The 26,751-nt window shown below is 67.2% G+C and carries 23 protein-coding genes; 12 read left to right on the plus strand and 11 right to left on the minus strand.

What is annotated here, in order from left to right:
• Positions 1 to 71 precede the first annotated feature (71 nt).
• From PGN16_RS17085 to PGN16_RS17110, 6 genes are all read right to left on the minus strand, one after another.
• Positions 72 to 995 carry a TauD/TfdA dioxygenase family protein gene (locus tag PGN16_RS17085; RefSeq protein ID WP_335310573.1) on the minus strand — a complete coding sequence of 308 codons (924 nt, stop codon included), beginning with the start codon at positions 993 to 995 and terminating at the stop codon, positions 72 to 74.
• Between the two features lie 40 nt (positions 996 to 1,035).
• Complete coding sequence (locus PGN16_RS17090; protein WP_335310574.1) at positions 1,036 to 2,397, minus strand: MFS transporter; 1,362 nt, start codon at positions 2,395 to 2,397, stop codon at positions 1,036 to 1,038.
• Between the two features lie 12 nt (positions 2,398 to 2,409).
• On the minus strand, positions 2,410 to 4,860 hold the full coding sequence (locus tag PGN16_RS17095; protein WP_335310575.1) for a TonB-dependent receptor: 2,451 nt from the start codon (positions 4,858 to 4,860) through the stop codon (positions 2,410 to 2,412).
• A 367-nt stretch (positions 4,861 to 5,227) separates the two neighbouring features.
• Positions 5,228 to 5,404, minus strand: a complete 177-nt coding sequence (locus tag PGN16_RS17100) for a YezD family protein (protein WP_335310576.1) — start codon at positions 5,402 to 5,404, stop codon at positions 5,228 to 5,230.
• Between the two features lie 61 nt (positions 5,405 to 5,465).
• Entirely contained in the window at positions 5,466 to 7,298 is a 1,833-nt protein-coding gene (locus PGN16_RS17105; protein ID WP_335310577.1) for an arylsulfatase, read from the minus strand.
• Positions 7,299 to 7,306: 8 nt separating this feature from the next.
• Entirely contained in the window at positions 7,307 to 8,227 is a 921-nt protein-coding gene (locus tag PGN16_RS17110) for a formylglycine-generating enzyme family protein (RefSeq protein WP_335310978.1), read from the minus strand.
• A 309-nt stretch (positions 8,228 to 8,536) separates the two neighbouring features.
• Here PGN16_RS17110 and PGN16_RS17115 point away from each other — a divergent pair, with 309 nt between their 5' ends.
• The 5 genes from PGN16_RS17115 to PGN16_RS17135 all read left to right on the plus strand — a co-directional run bounded on the left by PGN16_RS17115 (position 8,537) and on the right by PGN16_RS17135 (position 13,135).
• The gene (locus tag PGN16_RS17115; protein ID WP_335310578.1) at positions 8,537 to 9,661 is read left to right on the plus strand and encodes a glycoside hydrolase family 43 protein; all 1,125 of its coding nucleotides are present in this window, start codon (positions 8,537 to 8,539) and stop codon (positions 9,659 to 9,661) included.
• A gap of 221 nt (positions 9,662 to 9,882) precedes the next feature.
• On the plus strand, positions 9,883 to 11,199 hold the full coding sequence (locus PGN16_RS17120; RefSeq protein WP_335310579.1) for an alpha-L-fucosidase: 1,317 nt from the start codon (positions 9,883 to 9,885) through the stop codon (positions 11,197 to 11,199).
• Between the two features lie 55 nt (positions 11,200 to 11,254).
• Positions 11,255 to 11,479, plus strand: a complete 225-nt coding sequence (locus PGN16_RS17125) for a hypothetical protein (RefSeq protein ID WP_335310580.1) — start codon at positions 11,255 to 11,257, stop codon at positions 11,477 to 11,479.
• Positions 11,480 to 11,486: 7 nt separating this feature from the next.
• A complete protein-coding gene (locus PGN16_RS17130; protein ID WP_335310581.1) occupies positions 11,487 to 12,038 on the plus strand; it encodes a sugar O-acetyltransferase in 552 nt (183 codons plus the stop codon).
• Between the two features lie 20 nt (positions 12,039 to 12,058).
• Positions 12,059 to 13,135 carry a glycoside hydrolase family 43 protein gene (locus PGN16_RS17135; protein ID WP_335310582.1) on the plus strand — a complete coding sequence of 359 codons (1,077 nt, stop codon included), beginning with the start codon at positions 12,059 to 12,061 and terminating at the stop codon, positions 13,133 to 13,135.
• A gap of 154 nt (positions 13,136 to 13,289) precedes the next feature.
• Here PGN16_RS17135 and PGN16_RS17140 read toward each other — a convergent pair whose 3' ends face one another.
• Together PGN16_RS17140 and PGN16_RS17145 are read right to left on the minus strand one after the other, a co-directional pair.
• Positions 13,290 to 14,567, minus strand: coding sequence for a DUF2264 domain-containing protein (locus PGN16_RS17140; protein ID WP_335310583.1), 1,278 nt, complete (start codon positions 14,565 to 14,567; stop codon positions 13,290 to 13,292).
• Positions 14,564 to 15,508: a DUF4861 family protein gene (locus PGN16_RS17145; protein ID WP_335310584.1), complete on the minus strand. Its 945-nt coding sequence runs from the start codon at positions 15,506 to 15,508 to the stop codon at positions 14,564 to 14,566. The genes PGN16_RS17140 and PGN16_RS17145 overlap by 4 nt, the downstream gene beginning before the upstream one ends.
• A 111-nt stretch (positions 15,509 to 15,619) precedes the next feature.
• Between PGN16_RS17145 and PGN16_RS17150 the strand changes: the two genes are divergently transcribed.
• From PGN16_RS17150 to kduD, 6 genes are all read left to right on the plus strand, one after another.
• On the plus strand, positions 15,620 to 16,342 hold the full coding sequence (locus PGN16_RS17150; RefSeq protein ID WP_335310585.1) for a FadR/GntR family transcriptional regulator: 723 nt from the start codon (positions 15,620 to 15,622) through the stop codon (positions 16,340 to 16,342).
• Between the two features lie 83 nt (positions 16,343 to 16,425).
• Positions 16,426 to 19,335 carry a TonB-dependent receptor gene (locus tag PGN16_RS17155; protein ID WP_335310586.1) on the plus strand — a complete coding sequence of 970 codons (2,910 nt, stop codon included), beginning with the start codon at positions 16,426 to 16,428 and terminating at the stop codon, positions 19,333 to 19,335.
• Positions 19,336 to 19,396: 61 nt separating this feature from the next.
• Positions 19,397 to 20,683 (plus strand): MFS transporter, encoded by a 1,287-nt coding sequence (locus tag PGN16_RS17160; protein ID WP_335310587.1) that lies wholly within the window; start codon positions 19,397 to 19,399, stop codon positions 20,681 to 20,683.
• Entirely contained in the window at positions 20,680 to 21,792 is a 1,113-nt protein-coding gene (locus tag PGN16_RS17165; RefSeq protein ID WP_335310588.1) for a glycoside hydrolase family 88/105 protein, read from the plus strand. Before PGN16_RS17160 ends, PGN16_RS17165 begins: the two co-directional genes overlap by 4 nt.
• Before the next feature lie 14 nt (positions 21,793 to 21,806).
• Positions 21,807 to 22,643 (plus strand): 5-dehydro-4-deoxy-D-glucuronate isomerase, encoded by an 837-nt coding sequence (gene kduI, locus PGN16_RS17170; RefSeq protein ID WP_335310589.1) that lies wholly within the window; start codon positions 21,807 to 21,809, stop codon positions 22,641 to 22,643.
• On the plus strand, positions 22,640 to 23,395 hold the full coding sequence (gene kduD, locus PGN16_RS17175; protein WP_335310979.1) for a 2-dehydro-3-deoxy-D-gluconate 5-dehydrogenase KduD: 756 nt from the start codon (positions 22,640 to 22,642) through the stop codon (positions 23,393 to 23,395). Before kduI ends, kduD begins: the two co-directional genes overlap by 4 nt.
• Positions 23,396 to 23,501: 106 nt before the next feature.
• Here kduD and PGN16_RS17180 read toward each other — a convergent pair whose 3' ends face one another.
• Complete coding sequence (locus PGN16_RS17180; RefSeq protein WP_335310590.1) at positions 23,502 to 24,245, minus strand: dienelactone hydrolase family protein; 744 nt, start codon at positions 24,243 to 24,245, stop codon at positions 23,502 to 23,504.
• Positions 24,246 to 24,307: 62 nt separating this feature from the next.
• Here PGN16_RS17180 and PGN16_RS17185 point away from each other — a divergent pair, with 62 nt between their 5' ends.
• Positions 24,308 to 24,682, plus strand: a complete 375-nt coding sequence (locus PGN16_RS17185) for a hypothetical protein (RefSeq protein WP_335310591.1) — start codon at positions 24,308 to 24,310, stop codon at positions 24,680 to 24,682.
• A 144-nt stretch (positions 24,683 to 24,826) separates the two neighbouring features.
• On the opposite strand, the gene PGN16_RS17190 is transcribed toward PGN16_RS17185, so the two are convergent.
• Complete coding sequence (locus tag PGN16_RS17190; protein ID WP_335310592.1) at positions 24,827 to 25,777, minus strand: ankyrin repeat domain-containing protein; 951 nt, start codon at positions 25,775 to 25,777, stop codon at positions 24,827 to 24,829.
• Complete coding sequence (locus PGN16_RS17195) at positions 25,750 to 26,670, minus strand: Mbeg1-like protein (protein ID WP_335310593.1); 921 nt, start codon at positions 26,668 to 26,670, stop codon at positions 25,750 to 25,752. The genes PGN16_RS17190 and PGN16_RS17195 overlap by 28 nt, the downstream gene beginning before the upstream one ends.
• Between the last annotated feature and the right edge of the window lie 81 nt (positions 26,671 to 26,751).

Below are 26,751 nucleotides of genomic sequence, written 5' to 3' on the forward strand. Positions count from 1 at the left end.
AAACCATCGATGTCCGGCGACCACCGCCGTGCCCGGTGACCCGCCCGAAGCTCGGGCGGGTCGGATGCTGATCAGGCGGCGGCGACGGGTTCGGGCTTGATCGCGCGGCTGGTGCGGCCGTCGATGCCGCGCGGCACGTCGCCGGCGACGGTGGCGCGGCGCAGGTGGCGGCGCTGCAAGCCGAAATCGGCGATAGCGCGGTGCTGCGTCGAGCGATTGTCCCAGATCGCCACGTCACCCGCCTGCCAGCGCCAGCGCACCACATTCTCCGGCTTGGTGATGTGATCCTGCAGGATCGAGAACAGCCGCTGCGAATCGGCGGTGTTCAGCCCGGCGAAGCGCTTCACGAAATGGCCGAGCAGCAGCGAGCGTGCGCCGCTTTCGGGATGCACGCGCACGACCGGGTGCTCGGTTTCGTAGATCGTCGAGGTGAAGACCTTGCGGTGCTCCTCCTGCGCCTTCGACGCGCCGGCCAGCACCTCGGCATAGTCGTAATCGTTGCTGTGGATCGCGGTCAGCCCGTCGACCAGCGTGCGCAGCGAGTCGGGCAGTTCCTCGTAAGCGGTTTCGCCGTTCGCCCACAGCGTGTCACCGCCCGCGTCGGGGATCACCAGCGCGCGCAGGATCGATGCCTTGGGGTAAGCCGGGACGAAGGTGACGTCGGTATGCCAGCTCGACGCCGCATAGCCTTCCTTCGATTCGAGTTCGAGCAGGTAGCGCGATCCTTCGGCGACCGGCACGGTCGGGTGCGCGATCGGATCGCCGAGCAGCGCGGCGAATGCTTCGTGTTCGGCGTCGGTGAGATGCTGTTCGCGGAAGAAGATCACCTTGTGGCGGACCAGCGCGGCCTGGATCGCGGCGACGGTCAGCGGATCGAGATCGCCGCCCAGCTTCACGCCGCGGATCTCGGCACCGATCCGGCCGGCGACGGGGTGGATGTCGAGCGGGCTTTCCGCTTCGGCGGCATTCACGAACCGGTGGACGAGAGACGTCATGGCACTTCTCCTTCTTCGTGGTTGATCGGTGGGATGGAGGTCAGTCGGCGAGCGCGCGGCGGATGCGCGCGTGTTCGGCCTGATCGAGCGGGAAGCCGTAGAGGCAGGCGGCGGAGATCAGGTGCGCGAGCGCGGGGCCGAGCGCGAAGACCAGCAACAGTCCGTCGAGCGCGGCGGGCGTGTTCGGGCCGGTCGGCGTGAAGCCGAGCCACGCCACCAGCGGCAGCGCGATCCCGATCGCGGCGGCCATGCCGGCCTTGCTGGTGAGGCTGAACACCGAGAAGAACAGCGTGGTGCGATCCGCGCCGGTTTCCAGCCGATGCTTGTCGGCGATGTCGGCGACCATCGATCGCAGCATCAGATTGCCCGAACCCTGCGCGAGCCCCTGCGCCAGCGTGAGCGCGAGCAGCAGCGGGAAGCGCGCCGGGGTGACGAGCAGCAGCCCGAGGTTGATCGCGACCTGCACCAGCTCGCCGAGGATCGCGGTGCGGTGCTTGCCGAACCGGGTGGCGATCCGCATCCAGATCGGCCCGGCGGCGATGCCGAAGACGAATTGGAACAGGAACAGGCCGCTCGCCCATTCCGGATGGCGCATATAGGCGCTGACGAAGAAGACGATCAGCGCGGAGCGGATCAACTGCCCGGTCGTCACCGCGAAGTCGGAGACGATCACCCGCAGCAGCAAGGTCTCGCTCAGGATCAGCCGCACCGCGCGCGCGAACGGCATTCGGGTGTTCGTGGCGGGCGCGCGGCTGTTGTCCTCGACCGCCGTCAACGCCAGCGGCAGGGTGACGACCAGCCCGCCGATCACCACCAGCCCGAACGAGGCGAGCTTCAGCACGGCATCGTCGGGGCGGAGCTGGTCGATGATCGTCGGCAGGATCAGCACCAGCAGCAGCGCGATCGATCCGGCGACCGTGCCATAGGTGGCGATGCGGGTGCGCTCGTCATAATCGCGCGAGATTTCGCCCGACCATGCCAGATACGGGATCTGGATCATCGACCAGCCGAGATAGAATAGGAACAGCGAGACCGCGAGCAGCGGCGCGCCGAACCCGGCCGGCGGGAAGAACAGCGTCGAGGCGGCGGCGGCATAGACGATCGCGCCGGCGATGATCCACGTCCGCCGCCGGCCGAGCCGGCTGCTCCCGTAATCGCCGAGCACCCCGATCAGCGGGTCCGCGATCGCACCCCACACCCGCTCCAGCAGGAAGATCAGCCCGATCGTCGCCAGCGACAGCCCGTAATGCTCCGCGTAGATTGCGGGCAGATAGACCGCCAGCGGCCCCTGCGCGGCATAGATGGGCAGCGTCAGCGACGAGAAGGCCGCAAGCCGCAGCGGCGTGAGCCGCGTGCCGCCACGCGCCTGCGCGGGGAAGAGGGATGCGTGGAGTGTGGCCATGCCGCTAGATCCTCACAGCTTCGTGCGAAGGGTGACGCCCCAGGTGCGCGGGTCGCCGACGATGCCGGTCACCAGCCCGAAATTGGTCGGCGACAGCGTCTGGAAGTAATCGGTGTCGCCCGCATTCCTGACCCATGCGGAGACGTCCCAGCGGGCGTCTTCGGTACGCAGGCCGACGCGCAGGTTGAGCACGCCATACGCGTTGATGACGCCGTAGCGCGAGTTGCCGGCGGTGGTGTTGAACGACGAGCGATGCGAATAATCGGCGTGGCCGTACACTTCGAGCGCGCCGCCGACCGGCTGCGCGACGTCGGCGCCGAGCGTGTAGGTGAACTTCGGCACGCCTGCGAGCTGTTGCCCGGTCAGGTTCTGGATGCCGCCGAGGTTCAGCCGCTCGGGCGCCTGCGGCGCATTGCGGTAATCGCGGTAGGTGGCGTCGGTGTAGCTGATGGAGGCGTTCAGCGAGGCGTGCCGCACCGGCGCCCACACGAGATCGCCCTCGATCCCGCGCGAGCGGACCGACGGGATGTTGGCGATATACTGGCGGTAGGTGACGGTGTTGGCGAGCAGTTCGGTGATGCCGGTCTGATAGTCCGAGACGTCGGTCCAGAAGCCCGCGAGGTTGAGCGTCACCGTGCGGTCGAGCCACTGCGACTTCAGCCCGACCTCATAGGCGTTGACGCCTTCCGGCCGGACGTTCGGATCGATCCCGGCGGGCAACGCGGTGAGGTTGAGCCCGCCCGATTTGCTGCCGCGCGAATAGGAGGCATAGAGCAGCGCATCGGGTGCGACGCGATACGACAAGGTGGCCAGCCCCGAAAGGCTGTCGTCGTTGAGCCGCGTCGTGAAATCCATGACCGGATTGAACTGGGTGCGGATCGCGAGCGCGGCGGCGCGCGCCTTGTCGGGCAACCCCGACAGGTCCGCCCCGGCGAAGTGGAACTGATGAAAGCGGCCGTTCTTCCGCTCGGCGGTGTAGCGCAGCCCGACCGTCAAGTGCAGCGCGTCGGTCGCGTTCCACGTCGCTTGACCGAACGCCGCGACGCTCTTCGTCTCGGGCGTGGAGGTCGACCGCGCCTCGAACCCGGACAGCGCGGCATTGCCGATCGCCGCGGACACCGTGGGCAGGTTCCAGCTTGCGGCATCGGCCCCATAGGCGGTGGCGCCGTAACCGCGGACGATCTGCCAGAAGTAATAGGCGCCCACGACGTAATCGACCGTGTTGTTCCCGGTGGACGCCAGCCGCACCTCCTGGCTGAACTGGCGTTGCCGGTTCGCCTGTTGCGCCTTGGTGACGACCGACAATGCGGTGTTGTCGCCATCATTGGCCGGGTCCCAGTCCCACCAGCGGTATGCTGTAATCGAGGTGAGCGCGGCGCGGCCGAGGTCCCAGTCGACCTGCGCCGATGCGCCATAGCTCTTCATGTTCGACTGATAATGGCTGTTGGCGTCGCCGCGTCGCGCGAAGGGATCGATCGGCAGCGGCGTGTAACCGGCGCGCGCCGCGCGATCGCGGAAATTGTTGGGGACCGCTGCGCCGTTTTCGTAGGTACCGAAATAATCGGCGACGATGCCGAGCACGAAATGCTGCTTCTGCTGCGAATAATCGCCGATCAGCTTGATCGCGAGCGCGGGCGCCGGGGTGATGAGCAATTGCCCGCGCGCGGAGAAATTGTCGTAATCCTGCGCGCGCTCTCGGGTGGTGACGTTGGTGAGGAAGCCGTCGCGATGCGTGTCGGCGATGCTCAGGCGGTATGCGATCGTGTCGGCGACGATCGGGCCCGACACCGACCCGCGCACCTGATGATAGCCATAGTCGCCCAGCGTCGCCTCACCCGCGAATTCGGTGGTGAAGCTCGGCGCGCGGGTCGAGATGTTGATCGCGCCGGCGGTCGTGTTCTTGCCGAACAGCGTCCCCTGCGGTCCGCGCAGCACCTCAATGCGATCGAGATCGACCAGATCGAATTGCGACTGGCCGACGCGGCCGTAGAAGACGTTGTCGATATAGATGCCGACGCCATTCTCCAGGCCGTCGTTGGTCAGCGCGACGTTCGAGCCGAGTCCGCGGATGTTGATGTTGGTGTTGCGCGGATTGAAGCTGAAGACCTGCAGGCTGGGAACCAGTTGCTGCACCTGTCCGAGCGTGAAATTGCCGGTGCGTTCGAGCGCTTCCGAGCCGACGACGCTGAGCGCGATCGGCACGTCCTGCGCGCGTTCCTGACGACGGCGGGCGGTGACGAGCACTTCGCCGCCGACGGCGTCCGCATCCGCATCGGCGGTCGGCGCCGGATCGGCGTTTGGTGTGGGATCGGCCTCGGGCACCGCTGTGCGGGCGGCGGCGACGTCGGTGCTTGCGTGCGCCTCGGCGGCGAGCGCGACGGTGGAGGTGGCGGTCAACAGACCGGTCAGCAGGATAGTGGAGGCGCGCCGCGGCAATCCGCCCGCCCGGGTGGTCGATGGCAACAAGATATGGAACTCCCGTCACGATCCGGCGCCCGCCCCCCTGGCGGCACGAACCGGTCGATGGATTTTCATTGGAGCTTGGAATCGCGTGCCGCGGTGCAGCCTGTCGGCATGCGGCGGCGTGACGATCCTAACGGATAGCGCGCATCACATTCCCCTTCACGTCGGGGGGAAGACACGATGCCTGGCGTGGTCGCCTCGGCGTCGTGCGCTTTAGCCGTTGGTGACGCGGAGCAAGCTGCATCCCGATCAAAAGCCGCGGGCCTGATGTCCGGCGAACCGGGGGCGGAGGGCCAGTCCGCTGTTAATATCTATCGATCTAATAGGATTTCAGGTCAACCAAAGCTTTGGTATCAGGGTGCAAAGCTCAATCGGCGAAGCGGCGTCGGCGCGTCACGTCGAGCTGGACGACGCGCGCGCCATGGACGGTGATGACGATCGAGCCATAGTCCAGCCCGGCGATCGCCTCTTCCACCGCGCGCAGGACGGAGTCTTTTGGCGGCGGAGTGGCATGGTCGGTGACCGCAGTTCGTTGATCGATCATCGCATCGAACCCTTTCGATGGCAGAGGAGGGGAGCGGCCGTCCGGCCGCCCCCGATCGCGGTCAGTGCGCGCTTTCTTGCTGCACCGGCTGGCGTCGGCGATTGCCGACGTCCTGCCAGGTGACGAGCGGGTAGAGATTGTGCGCCTGCGCTTCCTTGTCGAACAACGCCTGGAGTTCGGCGAGCTTGGCGGGGTTCTTGCCGGCCAGGTCGACGCGCTCGGTCGGGTCCTGGTCGAGGTTGTAGAGCCGCCACGCCGGCGTGCCGTGATCCGCGCCGATGCTCGCCCCGGCGATCAGCGGGTTGGGTGCGGCGAGCGACGCCTTCCATCCGTCCTGATAGATCGCACGCGCACCGAAGATGTAGTAATATTGCGTGCGGTGGCGCGAGGCGGCGGCGGCGTCGTCGATCGAATAGGCAAGCGAGGTGCCTTCGATCGGCTGCTGCGCGATGCCGCGGATCGTGTCCGGCGGCGTGATCTTCGCCAGTTCCAGCGTGGTCGGCAGGATGTCGATGACATGGCCATATTGCTGGCGCACGCCGCGTGCCGAAATCGCCTTCGGATAGGAGACGATCAGCGGGTTGCGCGTCCCGCCCTCGCAATTGGCGTCCTGTTTCCAGCAGCGGAACGGCGTGTTGGTCGCCTGCGCCCAGCCGAGCGGGTAATTGGCCTCGACGCCCTCCGGCGTGCCGATCTGGTCGATATGCGCGAGATTATAGGCAAGGTTCTCCTTTTCGGGTAGCGCGGGCGCCGTGAGCGAGCGATCGATGTCGCCGTTCAGCGTGCCTTCCTTGCTGGCGCCATTGTCGCCGATCACCACCACGAACAATGTATTGTCGAACTGGTTAATCTTCTTCAGGTGATCGACCAGCCGTCCGATCTGCGCGTCGGTGTAGCCGAGATAGCCGGCATAGACTTCCATGAAGCGCGCATACAATTTGCGCTCGTCGGGGCTGAGCTTGGCCCATGGTTTGATCCCGGGGTCACGGTCGGGCAATACCGCATTGGCCGGGATCACGCCCAGCTTCTTCTGCTGCGCGAACACCTGCTGGCGATAGACGTCCCAGCCGGCGTCGAACTTGCCACGATACCGGTCGCGCCAGTCGTCCGGCACCTGATGCGGGGCGTGGGTGGCGCCGGGGGCGTAATAGAGGAAGAACGGCTTGGTCGGGGCGGGCGGCGGCGCGCCCAGCCCGGTGCGCGCGGGTGCGGCGTGTTGCTGACGGTCGATGAAGCTGATCGCCTTATCGGTGATCTGCTCACTCAAATGGCGGCCGTCCGGGGTGACATGCGCCTGATCCTCGACCAGATCGGGCTTGTACTGATCGGTCTGCGAGCCGAGGAAGCCGAAGAAATGGTCGAACCCCTTGCCGGTCGGCCAGCGATCGAACGGGCCGGCGTCGGTCGCGTCCTCGTCGGGGGTGACGCCATATTTGCCGACCGCGAACGTGCTATAGCCGTTGTCGCGCAGGATTTCTGCGATCGTGCCGGCCTGGGACGGCAGGTAGCCGTCCCACCCCGGAAAGCCGGCGGCGAGCGAATGGTGCGAGAACCCCGCCACATGCACCGACGAGCTGTTGCGTCCGGTCAGCAAGGCGGCGCGGGTGGGGGCGCAGATCGCGGTGGTGTGGAAGTTGGTGTAGCGCAGGCCCTGTTGCGCCAGCTCCTCCAGCCGCGGCGTGCTGATCCCGCCGCCGAACGCGCTAGCGGCACCGTAGCCGACATCGTCGAGGAGGATCCAGACGATGTTCGGCGCACCGGCGGGTGCGCGAACGGGCGCGGGCCACGCTTCGGTCGAGTCCGCGAGCGTGCGGCCGATCTTGCCCTGAAACGGCGGCTGCGTCTGCGCCTGGGCCTGGGTGGTCAGCATCAGGATCGCGGCGAGCGCGGTCATGGATCGTCTCATTTTCTCTTCCCCTTTTGGCTGATGGCGATGGTGGGCGACGCGGGGCGCCAGACGCAGCGGAAGCCGATGTGCGTGGTGCCGGTGTCGGTTGTTTGGGCGTGGCGTGCGGCCGGGCGGTAGCGGCGGCAGTAATTGTCGGCGCACAGATGCGAGCCGCCTTTCAGCACCTTGCGCCCGCCGCTGTCGGCCCGGGTGCCGCCGCGCGGGTTGGCGGGGACGCAACAGGTGCGCGCCGGTGCCGCAGGAATGGTGTACCAGTCGTCGGTCCACTCCCATACGTTGCCGATCAGGTCGTAAAGACCGTAGCCATTGGCGGGATAGGTGCCGACCGGTGACGTCCGGTGCCATTCATCCGGTGTCTCGTTCACCAGCGGGAACGTTCCGTGCCAGTAATTGGCGAGGATCGTCCCGTCCGGTGCCAGTTCGTCGCCCCATGCGTAATCCGCGCCGTCCAGCCCGCCGCGCGCGGCAAATTCCCACTCCGCCTCGGTGGGCAGCGCCTTGCCCGCCCAGGCGGCGTAGGCGGCGGCATCCTGATGCGCGACATGGACGACGGGATGATCCTCAAGCCCGTCGATCGCGCTGTCGGGACCGGTCGGGTGTCGCCAGTCGGCGCCGAAGACGAAGTGCCACCACTGGCGATGGTCACGCGGGTCGGTGAGCCGTGCCGGCGGAGCGAAGACCGACGACCCGGCATGCGCCATGTCGGCGGCCATGCCGGGATAGTCGCGCGGGTCGGGCGGGACCTCGGCCACGGTGCGATAGCCGGTGGCGGCGACGAAGGCTGCGAACTGGCGATTGGTGACGGGATGGTGGTCGATCCAGAAGGTGTCGACCCGGACGCGCCGCACCGGCGCTTCTTCCAGGTAGAAACGGTCCGACCCCATCTGGAACGTGCCGCCGGGCACCTGGACCATCGTGGAGCGATCCACCAGCGCATGGGCCCGCTGCGCGCGGTGGCGCGCGAACCGCGACATGGCCGCGCTCGTCCATGTCACCGTCGCCATTCCCTCATCTCAAACGCCCCCATCGCCCTTCGCATTGAATACACACTAGATTGATAGGATTTCGTGAGGCCGCAAATCTTTGCCGGGGAGAAGGCCAGCTTTCCGGCGTCACCGTCGCGAGGAAGTGCGAAACAAATTGAAATGCTTGCGAGGTCTTGTCGGAGTATTTACGCCCACACCGACGACCCCGCGCAGCCGGGGCGGGCGACAGGAGACGATATGAAGGTGTTGATCGCAGTGACGAGCCTGGTGCTGACGCTCGGCACGATGGCCTCGTCGGCGCGCCCACTGACGCAGGATGGCGCGCCCGGAACGCGTCAACTGGACGTCGTGGGCACGATCGACAGCCATCGCGCGCCCAAGGCTCCTTCGGCGGCGCGATCGGCCTATCTGCTCGCCTATTTCAAGGACGAGACGCACTCGCTGCATTTCGCGACCTCGGCGGACGGCTACACCTTCACCGACGTCAATGATGGCGCGCCGGTGCTGTCGGGGCGTGCGGTCGCCGATCAGCAGGGCATCCGCGATCCGCATATCATGCGCGGGCCGGACGGCGACTTCTACATGTCGATGACCGACCTCCACATCTTCGCCAAGCGCGAGGGGCTGCGCGCGACCGACTGGGAGCGGCCGGAGAAGGACTATGGCTGGGGCAACAACCGCAACCTTATCATGATGAAGAGCCACGACCTGCTGCACTGGACGCTGGCGAAGGTGAACGTCAGCGCGCTGTTCCCGGCCTTCGCGCAGGCGGGCAACGCCTGGGCGCCGGAGACGATCTGGAACCCGGCGCGCAAGCGGATGATGGTCTATTTCACCACGCGGATCGGCAACGGACCGAACTTCATGGTGCAGTCGCTCGCCGACCCGGCGTTCACGACGCTGACGACCGAGCCGAAGCAGATCCTGCACTATCCGCGCCCGGCGGTGAACACGATCGACGCCGACATCACCAAGATCGGCGATCGCTATCACATGTTCTACGTCGCGCATGAGCAGCCCGGCAGCATCCGCCAGGCGGTGTCGCGGCGGATCGACGGCGGCTATGTCTACGATCCGCAAAAGATCGATCCCGAGACGGTCGCGGCGGAGGCGCCGAACCTGTGGAAGCGCCATGGCACCGACACCTATGTGCTGATGTACGACGTGTTCGGGGCGAAGCCGAACAACATGGGGTTCGCCGAGACGACTGACTTCAAGACATTCCGCAACATCGGGCGGTTCAACGATCCGGGTGCGAAGATGAAGACGACGAACTTCACCGCACCGAAGCATGGCACGGTGATGGCGATCACCCCGGAGGAAGCGGCGCGGCTGCGGGGGTATTTCAGGGGGAAGCAATAACGACAGCCATCTGTTGTTCGTCGTCCCGGACCCGATCCGGGACCCGCTTCTTGTTCGAACGGTCCGTCTGCAGAAAAAGCGGGGCCCCGGATCAGGTCCGGGGCGACGGGGAGGGTGACAGGAAGGTGGTTCCTCGTCATCCTGCTTCAAGAACCTAGCGAGAGAAGAAGATGGTCAGCGCACGGCATCGCTTGCGGCAGGGCTTGCGGCAGGGACTTGGCTTGGCGATCGCGGCGACGCTCGCCGTGCCGCCCGCAGCCGCGCAATCCGCCGACACCTACACCCCCGCACCGGAAAATCTCGCCGCGCGGAAATGGTTTCAGGACGCCAAGTTCGGGATCTTCCTGCATTGGGGCCTGTACAGCGAGCTGGGCGGTACCGGATCGTCGAGCGGTGCCGAATGGATCATGCAGAACAACAAGATCCCGGCGGCGAAATATGAGCGGCTCGCCAAATTCTTCAATCCGCAGCAGTTCGATGCCGACGCCTGGGTCCGTTCGTTCAAGGACGCCGGCGCGCGCTATATCGTCATCACCAGCAAGCATCACGACGGTTTCGCGATGTTCGACAGCAAGGTGTCGCCGTACAATGTCGTGAAGGCGACGCCGTTCAAGCGTGACCCGATCGGCGAACTGGCGGCGGCGTGCCGGCGGCAGGGTATGAAACTGTTCTTCTATTATTCGCAGCTCGACTGGCACAATCCCGACTATTTCCCACGTGGGCAGACCGGCCAGTCTGCGGGGCGTCCGGAAGCGGGGGATTGGGACAAGTATCTGGACTATCAGGATGCGCAGTTGCGGGAGTTGCTGACGCAATATGGGCCGATCGGCGGCATCTGGTTCGACGGATGGTGGGATCAGGAGAAGTCGCCGCTGCGCGATCGCTGGCGGCTGGAGCGTACCTACAAGCTGATCCACCAGCTTCAGCCCGGTGCGCTGATCGTCAACAACCACCATCACGCGCCGTTCGCGGGCGAGGATTACCAGACGTTCGAGCGCGATCTGCCCGGCGAGAACAAGACCGGCTTCAGCGGCACCGCGACGGTCGGTGCGCTGCCGCTGGAAACCGCCGAGACGATGAACGGTAGCTGGGGCTTCAACCTGACCGACGACCAGTACAAGTCGCCCAAGACACTGGTGCAGACGTTGGTCGGCGCGGCGGGGCGGAACGCCAATTTCCTGCTCAACACCGGGCCGATGCCGAATGGCGAAATCCAGCCGGAAAATCTTGCGACCTTCCACACGATCGGCGCGTGGCTGAAGGTGAACGGCGCCAGCATCTACGGCACGCGGGGCGGGCCGGTGTCGCCGGGCGACTGGGGCGTCACCACGCAGAAGGGCAAGACGGTGTACGTGCACCTGTTGCGCGCCCATGACGGGCGGGTCGTATTGCCGCTGAAGGCCGCGGTCGCCTCGGCACGGCTGCTGGACGGCGGTGCGCGGGTGGCCGTGGCGCGACGTGGCGCGAACACCGAACTATCCGGGCTGCCGCAACTCGGCGAAAGCTGGGATCAAGTGGTCGAGTTGACGCTGCGGTGACGCGGGCGGCGGGCCGGGGCTGGTCAAACCTCTCCACAGCGGCATAAGCGCGCGTATGGCCGCTTTCGACGACTCCGCCGACCCTGCGCTCGGCGCCGCGTGCAACCGCCTCGCCGCCTGGGTCGAACCCTTGCCGGCCGGGGTGACGATCGATCCCGCCTCCGGGTTGACCGAAGCGGACCTGGCGTTGATCCTTCGGCATCTTCACGCGACCCGGCACGGCGAGGCTGCGGGGCGGGCGGCCGGACGATCGTCGGTGCCGCTGACGGCGCGGGAGTGAGCAAGCGATGACCCTGCGGAGCGAAAAGCAGAAGATGCTGGCCGGCGAACCCTATCATGCGGGCGATGCCGAGCTGATCGCGGACCATCAGGCGGCGCTCGCCTGGATGGCGCGGTACAATGCCGCCGCGGCGCTTCCTGCCGCGGAGCGACGCGCGATCCTGCGCGAGCGGTTGGCGGCGGTGGGCGAGGGGGCGGTGATCCGGCCGCCCTTCCACTGCGATTATGGCTATAACATCCGATTGGGGGACGGCGTGTTCCTCAATTACGGCTGCATCATCCTGGACGTCGTGGCGGTGACGATCGGCGCGGCGACCCAGATCGGGCCGGGGGTGCAGATCCTGACCGCGGATCACCCGCGCGATCCCGAAGCCCGCGCGACCGGAGCCGAATGGGGGCGTCCGATCGCCATCGGGCGCAACGTGTGGATCGGCGGCGGCGCGCTGATCCTGCCCGGCGTGACTATCGGTGACGATGCGATCGTTGGGGCAGGCAGCGTGGTGACGCGGGACGTGCGCCCCGGAGCGACGGTGGCCGGCAATCCCGCGCGCGAGCGCTAGCGAAGAAGAAGGGTCGGCGCATGACGGGTCGGATCGTATCACCGTGGCCAGCGGGTCTGCGTGCTGGCGTGCTGGTCGTGCTGGCGTTGGTTGCGATGCTGCTGACCACCGCCGCCGCACCGCGAACGCCGCCCGCACTGCTGCTGTTGCCGGACATGCCGTTGCACGATCCGTGGATCGTGGCCGATCGCGCCACCCGCACCTATTGGCTGTTCACCCGTAACGAGAAGCAACTGACCGGCGACCGGCGGCTGGGCATCATGGCCTATCGCAGCCGCGACCTGAAGCATTGGCAGCGGCCGGTGGTGGTCTTCACGCTGCCCGAGGGGAGCTGGGCGAACGACGGTGCCTGGGCTCCGGAGGTGCACCGGTGGAAGGGACGCTGGTATCTGTTTTCCACCTTCTACAATGATGCGCTGAAGCTGCCCGCGGAGGGGGCGCGACGGCCGATCCGGCGTTCGACGCTGATCGCATCGGCGGCCTCGCTGGGCGGGCCGTTCCGGCTGGAGCGTGACGGCGCGCCGGTGGTCGATTCGGGGCGGATGACGCTCGACGGGTCGCTGTACGTCGATCGCGCGGGCAAGCCGTGGATGGTCTATGCACACGAATGGGTCCAGATCGGCGACGGGACGATCGAGGCGGTGCCGCTCGACGACCGGCTCGTCGCCGCCGGACCGCCGCGCCTGCTGTTCCATGCGTCGGACGCACCGTGGGTCAAGCGCGCCTATCCCGCCGACGCCGCGGGTGGCAACGTCACCGACGGGCCAGAGCTGTTCCGTACGCGCACCGGCACGTTGCTGATGTTATGGTCGAGCTACGACCGGCGCGGCTACGTCCAGTCGCTGGCGCGGTCGAAGAGCGGCGAGGTTACCGGACCGTGGGAGCAATTGCCGCCGCTGGTGCGCGGCGACAGCGGACACGGGATGCTGTTCCGCACCTTCGAGGGCAAGCTGACGATGGTGCTGCACCGCCCGTTCGAGAACGCGCGCGGCAAGCTGTATGCGATGCGCGACATGGGCGACACGATCGCGGTCGAGCGCGAACTGACCGAACTGGACGGCGAAACGCGGCCGGTGGTGACGGCCGCGGGGGATTAGGCTCGAGGTCCCATCCCTTTTCACGTCATCCCGGACCCTTCGGCGCGCTCAGGACAGGCCTGATCCGGGATCCCGCTTTTTCCGCGGGCGCGGCGAAGAAGCGGGGCCCCGGCTCAAGGCCGGGGCGACGACGAAGGGGTAGGCTAGCCGTCGCTCAGTAATTGACCGCATAGTCCTTGCGGAAATCCTGTCCGGCGAAGGCGCGGCGCATCGTCCACGGCTGTGGCGGGGCGGTCCAATAGGCGTGATCGGCGGGCAGGCCGAGCGCGATCAGGCTTTCGGAGGCGATATACATGCTCCCGGCGTTGGAATAGATGTCGCCCAGCGTCGGCTGGTGCCGCGCGAAGCCGATCGTCAGAAAGCCATCGGCGTTGAAATTGCTGGGATCGGCGAACACGCGCCGTTGCGCCGCCATCGTCGCCGCACGCACCTGACCCGGCGGCAAGGTGTCGGGCAATTGCCCGCGCCACGCCAGATGCCCGAGCGGCTGATGCACCGCGGTGCGATAGGTGAGCGAACGGCCGATCGCGGCATAGCTGCCGTCGGGGGCGATCATCCGTTCGAGATGCTCGGCATAGCGCTGCTCGCGCTTCACCGCGCGCGCCAGTTCCTCGGCGGGGCGGAGGTTGTTGAAGCTGGGCTTGCCCGCCGCCAGCGTGGCGAGGATCTGCACCAGCATGGGGTGGATGACGTAGCTGTTGTAATAGTCGTAGTGGAAGCGTTCGCCGTCGCCGTACCAGCCGTCGCCGACATACCATTCGAGCATCTTCTTGACGGTGAGGTCGACGCGCATCGGGTCCCAGTCCTCGCCGATCGCGAACAGGAACGCCTCGTTCATCGCCGCGAACAGCAGCCAGTTCTGATAGGGCGGGGAGATGCGGCGCAGGCCCTTGATCTCCTCGACGATCCGCGCCTTGGTCTTCGCGTCGAGCGGCTTCCACAGCGCGTCGGGCGCGCGCAGCAAGGCGCTGGTGAAATACGCCGAATCGACCAGCGCCTGTCCATGGCCGCGCCACAGCAGATAGTCGGGGCTCTTCGGGTCGACCGCGTGGGTGTAGCTCTCCAGCGCCTGCGCACGCAGCCGGGCGCGCAGCCGGCCCTCGGTGCTGGTGTCATCGGGGAGCGCGAGCCATGGCGCGATCCCGTCGATCAACCGCCCGAACGCCTCCAGATAGGCGACGCCCGGGTTGCGACCGTCCCAGGTCGGGCTGAGTTCGGGCGTCCATTCGGCATGGAGCCGGCCGCGCGCCATCCGGCCCAGCACCGGCTCCGCTATTCGTCGCAGCAGCGCGAGTGCATCGGCGCGGTCGGTCGCGCCATCGGGGAGCGGGGGCGCGGCGGGCTGCGTCTGCGCATCGGCGACCGTCGTCACCAGACTGGACGCGGCCAGTCCGCCCGCCAGCACCGCGCGTCGATCCACTTGCATCGTCATTGCCCCGCCTTCGGTATGGTGAAATCGAGCGCCGCGCCCTTGGCATAATCGTCCCATTGCGCGCGCGTGCGGAAGTCGCCCTCGCCGTGGCTCCATGCCGAGCCCGAATAATAGACGAACGGCGTGCCGGGGGTGACGCGCAGCAGCACCAGCTGGTTGTCGGCGTCGGCGCGCACCTCGGCGATCATCCGCGGGTCGACGCGGATCGCGATCGCGATCCGGCCGTGGCCGGGATCGTCCGGCCCCCACCATGACAGCAGCCCGCGCGCGCGATCGACGGTCAGCTCGCCCGCGCCCTGTCCGGTGGTGCGCTTGCCGATGCCGATGCCGACCAGCAGCGGCTCGGGACGGTCGGAGGAGATGGTCGAGACCATGCGCGTGAAATGCGTGCCGAGCGGCAGCGTGAAGCGCCGCGTCTCCCACACCTTCCGCCCGACGTCGACCGGCCAGGGCGCGTAATCGACCGAGAAGTCGGCGCGGTCGCCGCCGCTGGCGAGGATGCGGTGGCGAACGAAGTTGCGCGAGGTCCACAATTTGTTGTCGTGCCAGATGCCCAGCCCGCCGGCACCGCGCGTCGTCCCGACATTGTAGAAGTCGATGCCCTCGCCATGATAGGCGTGCTGGTCGCCGGTGCGCAGCTGGCGATCGGCGAACGGCCAGCGGACGTTCTTGCCCCAGCTGTCGATCCCCGAGCCCGACGGCGGCTCGGCGGCCTCCAGCGCATGGCCGTAGATGCGATGCGCGGTGCGGTCGTTCTCCCAGAGGAGATCGTCGTAGCGATAGTCGGCGAGCAACGCGACCGCGCGCGGTGTGCGGTCCGCGGGCGGGGGCAGCGGCGAGACGACCGGCAGCGGAGGCGGAGACGCCTGTTGCGCGAACGCCGGCGAGCCGGCCAGCAGCCCCAGCGTTGCCGTCGCGCGCAACCGCCGTGCGATCCTCATGCTCACCTCTCCATCAGCAATGTTGTAGGATAACCTAAGACATCATATCTATTTTGCCAAGCTGGCGCTTTTTCCATGGGGCCGAGCCAACGACGTTGATATAGAGCGGAAATGACCAAGAACATGTCGCTTGCCGATGCCCTGTACGTCAAACTGGAGGCGCGGATCCGCTCGGGCGAGATGCCGCCCGGTGCGCGACTGCCGACGCAGAAGGCGATCGCCGAGGACGAAAAGGTCAGCCGGACCGTGGTGCGCGAGGCGGTCGCGCGGCTGGAGGCGCAAGGCATCGCCGTCGCGCGGCAGGGGTCGGGCGTGTTCGTGTCCGACGACGCACGCTACCAGGCGTTCCAGATCACCCGGCAGGACATGAGCGAACTGGCGGACGTGATCCGCTTGCTCGAGGTGCGGCTGTCGGTCGAGGCGGAGATGGCCGCGTTCGCGGCGGCGCGGCGGACTTTGACCGACATCTCGGCGATGCGCGCGGCGCTGCGCGACATGGCGGCGGTCGCCGACGATCCGGTCGCCTCCGCAGCGGCGGACACGCGCTTCCACACCGCGATCGCGCGCGCCACGCAGAACGAGACGTTCGTCAAGCTGATCGACTTTCTTGGCGTGCGGCTGGTCCCGCCGCGCAACCTGTATCTGCGCGACCAGCCGCCCGAGGCGCAGCGCGCCTATGTCGAGAAGGTGCGTGCCGAGCATGAGGCGATCGTCGACGCGATCGTGCGCATGAATCCGGCCGGCGCGCGCGATGCGGCGCGGCATCACATGCAGGAAAGCCTCAGCCGCCATACGGAGTTGAGCGAGGCGGCGGCACTGTCGCGCGACGGATGATGCAAGCGGATTGACGCGATCCGAAAGTTGTATGATAACCCGATTCATAAGCCGCGATCAGCGGTGTAGCAGGAGGGGTTATCGTGGGCAGGTCGTTGTTCATCGGCATGGCGTCGGCGCACGCCATCGCATTGGCGCTGGTGGCGGCTCCCGCCGCAGCGCAAACTGAACCGGCTGCATCTGCTGCCGCCCCCGCCAGCGACCCGCAGGCGCCAGCGGACGCGACGAGTGAGGACATCGTCGTCACCGGGTTCCGCCGCAGCCTTGCCGAAGGGCTTGAGCTGAAGCGTGAAGCGATCGGTGTCCGCGATTCCATCGTCGCCGAGGACATCGGCAAGTTCCCCGAGGCGAATGTCGCGGAATCGCTGCAACGTATTCCCGGCATCTTCCTGTCGCGCGACGGCGCGTCGAACGAGGGCCAGCAGATCAGCATCCGCGGGCTCGGCCCGTCCTTCTCGGTGACGACGATCAACGGCGCACCGGTGCGCACCACTTCGACCGGCGGCGTCGGCAATTCGTCGCGGACGTTCAACTTCGACGTCTTCCCCTCCGAGCTGTTCGGACGCGTCGACATCTACAAGAGCCCGCTCGCCAACCTTGAGGAAGGCGGCATTTCGGGCAACGTCGATCTGCAGACGCCGCGACCGTTCGACAGCAAGGGGCGCGTGGTCCGCTACAATCTCGCGCAGAACTACAACACCGGTTCGGGGCAGATCCGCCCGCGCGCGTCGCTGCTGGTCAGCGATACCGTCGGCAATTTCGGCGCGCTGTTCGGTGTCGCCTATGCGCAGAACGTCAACGAGCGATCGGGATTCCAGTCGACCGGCGGCTACAACTCGACGACGCTCGCCACGCGACCGGCGCCGACCGCCGGGCAGCCCGACAATCGCGGGCCGTTCACGCCGTTCGCGCTCGATCTCGACAATCCGGCGGCCAACTTCAGCGGCCTGACGCGCGATCAGATCGCGGGCGCCTATCTGCCGCGCTTCTACCGCGTATTCACGTCGAGCAACCAGCGCGAGCGGCTGGGTTTCGTCGGGTCGCTGCAATATAAGAGCGACCGGTTCGAGGCGAGTGTCGACGGCATCTATTCGCGCGTGACCGACGTAAATGATGAATTCACCTTCGGCGTGCCGGTACGCAACACCCGCACCACGCGCCCGACGACCAGCCTGCCGGGGCGCGGCACCAATTCGGGTCTGATCCCGGTCGACGTGAAGATCGACAAGTATAATAACTTGTATGGTACGTTCGACAACAGCTCGCTGCTGACAGAGAGCTTCTATCGCAATGCCGAGACGGAATTCCGCTACGGGATCGCGCGCGCGGTATGGAGCCCGACCGACACGCTGAAAATCTCGGCGCAGGGCAATATCAACAAGAGCGAGGCCTTTTCGTCCGGCAATCGCGTGGTGTCGAACATCTATTCGATCCGTACCACCTTCGACCCGACCGTGAACGTCAGCTACCCGACGATCAGCTCGCCGGTGTCGTTCACTAACCCGCGCAACTTCACCGATCCCAGCCTCGGCTTCGGCTCGGCGCGCGAGCTGGATCAGCAGAAGAGCGGGCGATTGGTCGCGACATGGGATGCCGGCGAGTTCGCGGGCGCAGAATGGTCGGCGCTCGTCGGCGCGAGCTATATCTCGAGCGTCAAGGAGATCGAGCGGCGTGACGGCACCTCGATCGCGCGCACGCGGACGCTGCCGGGCGGCGGCACGTTCGCGACGATCGACGTCTTCTCGCACATGGTGCCGTTCCTGCCCTACGGCGCGACCCGCGATGGTGGTAACGCTGGCTATCCGTCGCAATTCGCGACCTTTCCGCGGGCGTTCGTGATGGACTATCTCGATGCCAATGGGGCGAACGCGGCGGCACCGGTGCAGCTCAATTCCAAGTTCCGCGCCGAGGAGCGGGTGAAGGCGGCGTTCGTCGAGACGAACATGAAGCTGCCGCTAGGTCAGGGCGATCTGCGTGGCAATTTCGGGATGCGCTACGCCAAGACCGAGACGATCATCGACAATTACGCGCCGACCGGGGGCGGGGCGTTCGGCCCACGGCAACGCCGCGGCGGGTACGACAACTGGCTGCCGTCGCTCAGCCTGGCCTGGGACATCACGCCCAAGGTGCTGGTGCGCGGCTCGGCGGGCAAGACGATCACCCGGTCGGCGCTGGTCGATATCGCGAGCGGAATCGCAATCCCCAACCGCTTCAACCCCGACGTGACGGTCGGCAACCCCAACCTGCGCCCGCAGGTGGCGACGCAATATGACTTCAGCGCGGAATGGTATTTCCAGCCGGCATCGGTGCTGAGCATCGGCGCCTTCAAGAAGTCGCTGCGCGACACGCCGCAGTCGGTGACGATCTATGGTGTGCCGTTCAGCACCCTGCAATTGTCGCAGGATCTGTTCGACCGGCGTTCGATCACGGGCAGCGACACGGGCACGATCGCGCCCGACCAGCCGTTTACCGTCACGACGGTGCAGAATATCGGCACGCTGGGGCTGAAGGGGCTGGAGATCGCCTATCAGCAGAACCTGACTTTCTTGCCTGCACCGTTCGATGGACTTGGTGTGCTCGGCAGCTTCACCAAGGTTTGGCGCGACGGCAACGATTTCGTCACGTCGAAGGGCACGCGCGTCAGCATCGGCGGGGTGCCGGATTACTCGTACAGCGCGACCGCCTTCTACGAAAAGGGGCCGTTCGCCATCCGCGGGTCGTGGAATTATCGTGCGCGTGCGGCGTTCAGCTCGACCAACAGCGGGAACGACCAGATCGCCTATACCGCGCCGCAGGGCTTCCTCGATGCGACCGTCAGCTATCGCCTGAACGACAATTTCGAGCTGCGTGTCGATGCGCTGAACATCACCAACACCAACCTCTATACCTATTACGAAAACCCGGATCAGCCGAAGGGCAACGGTTCGTCGCGCCGCGACAATTCCTTCTACAACGGCACGACGATCGCCTTCGGCATCCGCGGCAAGTTCTAAGCCTTCCCCACCTGGGCCCGCGGCGGTGTCGCGCGCCCTTCCTTCCCGGAGCGCCACCGCCATGCCGGACATCGCCGCCGCGCCGCCGACCGGGCGCTATCGCTGGACGATCTGCGCGTTGCTGTTCGCGGCGACCGCGATCAACTATATCGACCGGCAGATGATCGGCGTGCTCAAGCCGGTGCTCCAGAAGGATCTGGGGTGGAGCGAGGCGCAATATGCCGACATCGTCTTCTGGTTCCAGGCCGCCTATGCCGCCGGGTTCCTGATGATGGGGCGATTGATCGACCGGTTCGGCGCGCGGCTCGGCTATGCGCTCGCTTTCTCCTTCTGGACGCTGGCGCATGTCGCGCACGGGCTGGTGAGCAGCGTCGCGCAATTCGGCGCTGCGCGGTTCGCGCTCGGGCTGGGCGAGGCGGGCAATTTCCCGTCCGGGCTGAAGGCGGTGACCGAATGGTTTCCGCAGCGCGAGCGCGCGTTCGCGGTCGGGCTGTTCAACGCCGGGGCGAATGTCGGGGCGATCGCGACGCCGTTGCTCGTGCCAGCGATCACGCTCGCTTACGGCTGGCGGATGGCGTTCATCGCGACCGGCGCGTTCAGTGTGCTGTGGCTGATCGCGTGGGTCGCGATCTATCGTCGGCCGGAGGATCATCCGCGCGTCACGCCGGGCGAGCTGGCGCTGATCCGCTGCGATCCTGCGCCGGCGGTGCAGCGCGTGCCGTGGCTGCGGCTGTTCGCCTATCGCGAGACCTGGGCCTATGCGGTGCCGAAGTTCCTGACCGACCCGATCTGGTGGATGTTCCTGTTCTGGCTGCCCGATTTCCTCGGCAAGCGCTACGGGCTGGACCTCAAGTCGTTCGGGCCGCCGCTGGTGGCGATCTATCTGCTGTCGGACGCGGGGAGCGTGCTGGGCGGCTGGACCTCGTCGCGGCTGTTGCGGCGCGGCTGGTCAGCCAACGCCGCCCGCAAGGCGACGATGCTGGGCTGCGCGATCGCGGTGCTGCCGATCGTTACCGTTCAATATGTCGACAGCCTGTGGCTCGCGGTCGCGCTGATCGGATTGGCGACCGCCGCGCATCAGGCGTTTTCCGCCAATCTGCTGACGCTGCCGTCCGACCTGTTCCCGCGCGCGGCGGTCGGCTCGGTCGTGGGGATCGGCGGGACGGCGGGGGCGATCGGCGGGATGCTGATCGCCAAGTTCGTCGGTCACGTCCTTGGCATATCGGGCAGCTATGCGCCGATCTTCGCGGTGGCGGGGGGTGCCTATCTGCTGGCATTGCTGTCGCTGCACGTCATCAGTCCCCGGCTTGCCCCGGCCCGTTTCGCGTCCATGGAGAGTGCCGCATGATCTTTCGACACCTTGCCCTAGCCGCCAGCATCGTGGCGGTGGCTGCGCCCGCCGCGGCACAGCAACAGGGACCGATCGCGCAGGCGGTGAAGCTGGCCGACTGGCAGCTGGCGCATATGGACGTGAACCCGCGCAGCGGCGACATGCGGGCGTGGGAGCCGGCGGTGTTCTGGGTCGGGATGACCGCGCTCGCCGATGCCGGCGCGCCGCCGCGCATCAAGGACGCGATCATGGCGATGGGGCGCGCGAACGGCTGGCGGCCGGGCGAGAAGCCCTATTTCGCGGACGATCATACGATCGTGCAAAGCTATCTCTGGGCGGCCGCGCATGGCGGGCCACCGCAGGCGCTCGCCAGCGCCAAGGCGACGTTCGACCGGGTGGTCGACAAGCCGGCGGTGACGACGCTCGCCTTTGCGGTGCCGCCGGAGGGCTATGGCGCGACCGAGTGCCTGACGCGCTGGTGCTGGTGCGACGCCTTGTTCATGGCGCCGCCCGCGCTGGTCGAACTCAGCCGCCAGACCGGCGATCCGAAATATCGTGAGTTCGCGCTGCGGGAGTTCTGGGCGACGACCGACTTCCTGCTGGATCCGGTGGAGCAGCTCTATTACCGCGACAGCCGATTCTTCGAGCGCCGCGATGCGCAGCGCCGCAAACAATTCTGGGCGCGCGGCAACGGCTGGGTATTCGCGGGGATGGCGCGGATCATCCCGCTGCTGCCCAAGAACAGCCCCGATCGCGTGCGGATGGAGGCGCTGTTCCGCAAGATGGCGGCGAAGCTGAAGACGTTGCAGAAGCCCGACGGCTATTGGGCGCCGTCGCTGCTCGCCCCCGAAGGATCGCCGCCGGAATCGAGCGGCACGGGTTTCTTCACTTACGGCATGGCATGGGGCGTCAACGCGGGGGTGCTGCCGCGCGCGGACTACGCGCCGGTCGCCAAGCGCGGCTGGGCGGCGCTGGAGCGTTCCATCCAGCCCGATGGGCGGCTCGGCTGGGTGCAGCAGGTCAGCGACCGGCCAGACAAGGTCGCGGCGCAAGAGACGCAATATTACGGCGTGGGCGCGTTCCTGCTGGCGGCGACGCAGATCGCGCAGCTCGACCGCGCCCGTTGAACAGGAGCACCGACGTGTACGCCAAGACCTATTACGCCACGCATCCCGACATGATGGAAGGCGCCTCCAACGAGGCGCTGCGCGACCGCTATCTGGTCGGCGGGCTGTTCCGCGACGGCGAGATCGTGCTGACCTATTCGCATGGCGAGCGGTTCATCATCGGCGGAGCGGTGCCGGGGGCGACGCCGTTGGCGTTGCCGACGCACAGCGAGCCGGAAAGCGCGGCGGGGCATCCCTTGCTCGAACGGCGCGAGCTGGGCGTGGTCAACATCGGGCGCGGCACCGGTAGCGTGACCGTCGATGGGCAGGTGTTCGAGCTGGCGCGTTATGAGGCGCTCTACGTGCCGATGGGGTCGGCGGAAGTGACGTTCGCGGGCGAGGGTGCGCGTTTCTATCTGCTCAGCGTGCCCGCGCATGCGCCGTTCCCGCTGCGCAAGGTGACGCTGGCCGACGCCAATCCGATGCAGCGCGGCAGTCTGGAGACGTCGAATGACCGCACCATCTACCAACTGGTGCTGCCGCATCTGTGCGCCAGCGCGTCGCTATGCCTTGGGCTGACGCAGCTCAAGCCCGGATCGGTGTGGAACACGATGCCGCCGCACGTCCATGAGCGGCGCAGCGAGATCTATCTCTATTTCGATCTCGAGGACGACAATCGCGTCTTCCATTACATGGGGCGGCCCGACGATCTGCGGCATATCGTCGTCGACAATGAAGAGGTCGTCATCAGCCCGCCGTGGTCAGTGCACATGGGGGCGGGGACCAGCAACTATACCTTCATCTGGGCGATGGCGGGCGAGAACCAGGATTATAACGACATGGACGTGTGCGACATATGCCAGCTGCGCTGAACCATCCGTTCGACCTGACCGGCCGCGCCGCGATCGTCACCGGCGCGAACACCGGGATCGGACAGGCGATCGCGGTCGCGCTGGCGCAGGCGGGGGCGGATGTCGCCTGCGTCGGGCGCACCGCGGCGGAGGAGACGGCGGCGCAGATCCGCGCGCTGGGACGGCGCGCGGCGCTGATCCACGCCGATTTGTCCACGATCGAGCCGGTCGCGCGCGTGGTCGCCGAGACGCTCGACGCGTTCGGGCGGCTCGACATCCTCGTCAACAATGCCGGGATCATCCGGCGTGCGGATGCGGTCGACTTCAGCGAGGAGGACTGGGATGCGGTGATCGACACCAATCTAAAGTCGGTGTTCTTCCTCAGCCAAGCCGCCGGGCGGCACATGATCGCCGCCGGGGGCGGGCGGATCATCAACATCGCCTCGATGCTGACCTTTCAGGGTGGCATCCGCGTGCCGAGCTATACCGCCGCGAAGAGCGGGGTCGGCGGGCTGACCAAGCTGCTCGCCAACGAATGGGCGAAGCACGGCGTGACGGTGAATGCGATCGCCCCGGGCTATATCGCGACCAGCAATACCGCGGCGTTGCAGGCTGATCCCGAGCGTAACCGGGCGATTCTGGACCGAATTCCCGCTGGGCGCTGGGGCGCGCCAGCCGATCTGGGCGGCGCGGCGGTGTTCCTCGCGTCGGACGCTGCCGCCTATGTGCAGGGGCATGTGCTGGCGGTCGATGGCGGGTGGTTGGCGCGGTAGCGACAAGCTGCGCGACCTTCATTCGTCATTGCGAGCGTAGCGCGGCAATCCAGGGCGTCCTGATCCGGCCCTGGATTGCTTCGCTCCGCTCGCAATGACGAGGCGCTCAGCCGATCGTGCGGCGGAAGAAGGCGAGCGTCTGCATCATCGCCTGCAGGAACAGCGCGGGGTCGTAGCGCGGGCCTTCGTCGCGGAGGAAGGCGTGTTGTGCGTTCCATTCGTGCCATTCGTACGACGCGCCGACCGCCTCCAGCCGGGCACGGATCGCGGCGCGGCCGTCCAGCGGCACATGCGGGTCCTGCCGGCCCCAGACCAGCATCAGCTCGGCCTGCAACTCTGCGAGCCGCGCCAACGTATCGTCGCTGCGGCCCTCGCCGAGCGTCCCGGAATGGATGTCGGTCGGATAGAAGCACGCCGCGGCGGCCACGCGCGGATCGAGCGCAGCGCGGCAGGCGAGATGCCCGCCCAGACACACGCCGAACGTCGCCAGCTTGCCCGTGCAGGCCGGATGCGCCGCCAGCGCGCCGATCGCGGCGCTGGCGTCCGCATCGAAGGCCGCGACCGGCTTGGCGAATTTCAGCGCATTGCCGCGCTCCGTGCCGGCCGCGTCATAGGCGAGCTTGGTGCCGGCCGGCTCATATTCGTGATAAACCTCCGGCACGGCGACGACATAGCCGTTGCCCGCCAGCATCGCCGCCAGCCGCCGGATCGGGGCGGTGACCTGATAGATTTCAGAATAGAGCAGCACCCCCGGGAAGCGCCCGTCGGCGACGGGACGGAAGAGGTGCGTCCGCATTGTCCCGCTTCCCGGCACCTCGACGTCGACGGCCTCATCGCTGCGCAGGATCATGGATTAATTATCCTATTTGTTCTGGAAACTATTACGAAAGCACCATCGTGTAATGGGGCGGGATGGCACCACCCACTTTCCATATCGAAGCCGACGCGCCGGGAGAATTCCTAGAGTTGACGCTGACCGGCGACTGGGATGCGGAGATTACCGCGCGCTTTGGCGCGGAGGTCGGGGCGACGCTGCGACGGATGGTGGCCGAGGGGACGCGGCACGGTCATTTGCGCACGTTGATCGACATGAAGCGCAAGAACGTCGTGCCACAGACCGTCGCTGCCGAGTTTGCGAAGATGGTGCGCCCGGACTCTCCTTCGAAGCGGATCGCGCTGGTCTTTTCGGGCGCGCTGCACCGTATGCAGACGAAGCGGATCGCCGACGAACGCTGCGCATTGTTCGAGAATGTCGAGGAAGCGCGGGCGTGGCTGTTCGCGGATTAGGGTGCGTCTGCACCGGTCACTTGCCTCATTCCGTCATCCCGGACTTGCTCCGGAATCCCGCTTCTTCCTTCCGGCGGAAACAAGCGGGACCCCGGATCAAGTCCGGGGTGACGATCAAGAGTGCTCGGCGAATGTCGCTTTGCGTTAGCGCGTCGTCTTGGTCAGCGTCGCGACCACCACTGGCGGCGGCGGTGTCGCGCCGACCTTGACGAGCGCGGCGGGCGGCCAGCGCTGCTCGCGGATCGCGGCCTTCACCTCGGCGGGGGCGGGCGGGGGCCACGGAGCGCCGCTCGCGCGCAATTTCGCTTCGAGGCGTTGCCGCGCGGCTTCCTCGTCGGACGATGACAGCTTCAACGGCTGCGCGATGCCATAAGCTGGGAGTGCACCACCCGCGCCGACCGCCCACGGGTTCGCGCCCGCTTCGATCAGCACCTCCGCGACCTGCATCGAGTCCATGTCGACCGCATCCTGCAACGGGCCGCTGCCCGTCGCGTCGATCCGGTCGAGCCTTGCCTTGTGCGCGATCAGCAGCCTGGCGGCGGCGGGATCGGCGACGCGGGCGGCGGTGCGTAGCGGCCAGACGGCGTCGTCACCCTGCGGATCGGGGCTGGCACCGGCCGCGAGCAAGGCCCGCATCGCGTCCAGATCGTGCCCGTCGATCGCGGTGTCGAGCGGCAGGCCGGGGATCGCACCATCGGGCTTCGCGCCCATCTGGAGCAAGGCGTCGCGCATCGCCGGGTCGCAGCGCGCAACCGCGAAGGACAGCAGGTCGCCGGCCTGACCATCGGGCCGGAAATCGGGGTAGCGCGCCGGCGGCACATGGGTAGTGAGCACGGCGGGGTCGGCCTGCGCCAATGCGCGGACCTTCGCGACATCACCTGCGAAGACCGCGGCGGCGATGTCGCGCCCCGACTGGCCGTTGGTGACCGCCTTGAGGATCAGTCGTTCGTCGAACTTCATCGTCGCGCCGCGTCCCTTGCATCCCTGCGCCGCCGCGGGGGCGGGGCGCGAACAGGCCGTCGCCGGCACCACCATGGCCAGCGCCGCGGCAAGGGTCAGCCAGCGCGTCAGCGCGGCAGGCTCGACAGCACCCAATCCATGCTGTGCCGGTCGATCGGCAGCATCGGGCTGAGATTGCGTTCGAACCAATTCAACCCCTCCGGCGCGACGGCCTCCATTTCATGCCGCGTACCATAGGCTTCGGGCAGGTCCAACAGCACCGCGCCCGCCGCCGCGCCGCCCGGCCCGCCGGTCAGGATGCCGCCCAGCACACCGCCGATCACGCGGTCGCCGCCGTCCTGGATGCCCGACAGGATCTCGCCGTCGACGTACCACGCCTGCACCGCCGCCTGTGTGGTCGTGCCGTTGGCGGCGCGGATCGTGTCGGCTTGCGCGATCGTCGCATCGTGCAGCCCGGACGCGTTGAAGGTGTCGGCGGGCCGCCCGCCGGCGATCGCCGCGGCAGAGGCGAGCCCGCCACCGAGCGAGTGGCCGGTGAACGACACCTGATCCGCCAGCTCGGAACGCCCGATACGCTCGCCGATCAGCAGCGCGGAGCGGTAGTGCGCGGACTCGGCGCCGAACGCCTGTTGGGCGTTGGTTGTCCAGTCGGCGAGGCTTTCGAAGCGCGTGCCGCGCATCGCGATGACGTAGCGCGTGTCGTCGCCGCTGCCCTCGGCATAGACGCGGGCGCGGAAGTCGCCGGCTTGCAGCACGGAGGGATCGAGGTTGAGGTCGCGCAATTCCGCTTCGCTGGCAACGCGGTAGCCGGCGGGCGGCGCGGCGGTGTCGTTGTAGACATCCTGCGCGAGCAAGGCGTGGGCGCGGAGTTCGGCGGGGTTCTGTGACGAGGGCGCGGCGGGGCTGGCGAGCATCCGGGCCGCGGTGCTGGCGAGCGGTGCGATCGTACCGAGCGTCGTGGGCGCGAGCGGGAGCGGTGTTGTCGCGCGTAATGCGGGACTTAGCGCGTTGGTCTGGCCGATCTGCATCCTCACCTCCCTGATCGTGGGGGCGACGATAGGGCGATCGGGCGGAAGTGGCTCTAATCGAAACGCTTAGTCGCAGAAGAA

It is taken from the genome of Sphingomonas phyllosphaerae, from assembly GCF_036946485.1.
Lineage (GTDB): Bacteria > Pseudomonadota > Alphaproteobacteria > Sphingomonadales > Sphingomonadaceae > Sphingomonas > Sphingomonas phyllosphaerae_E.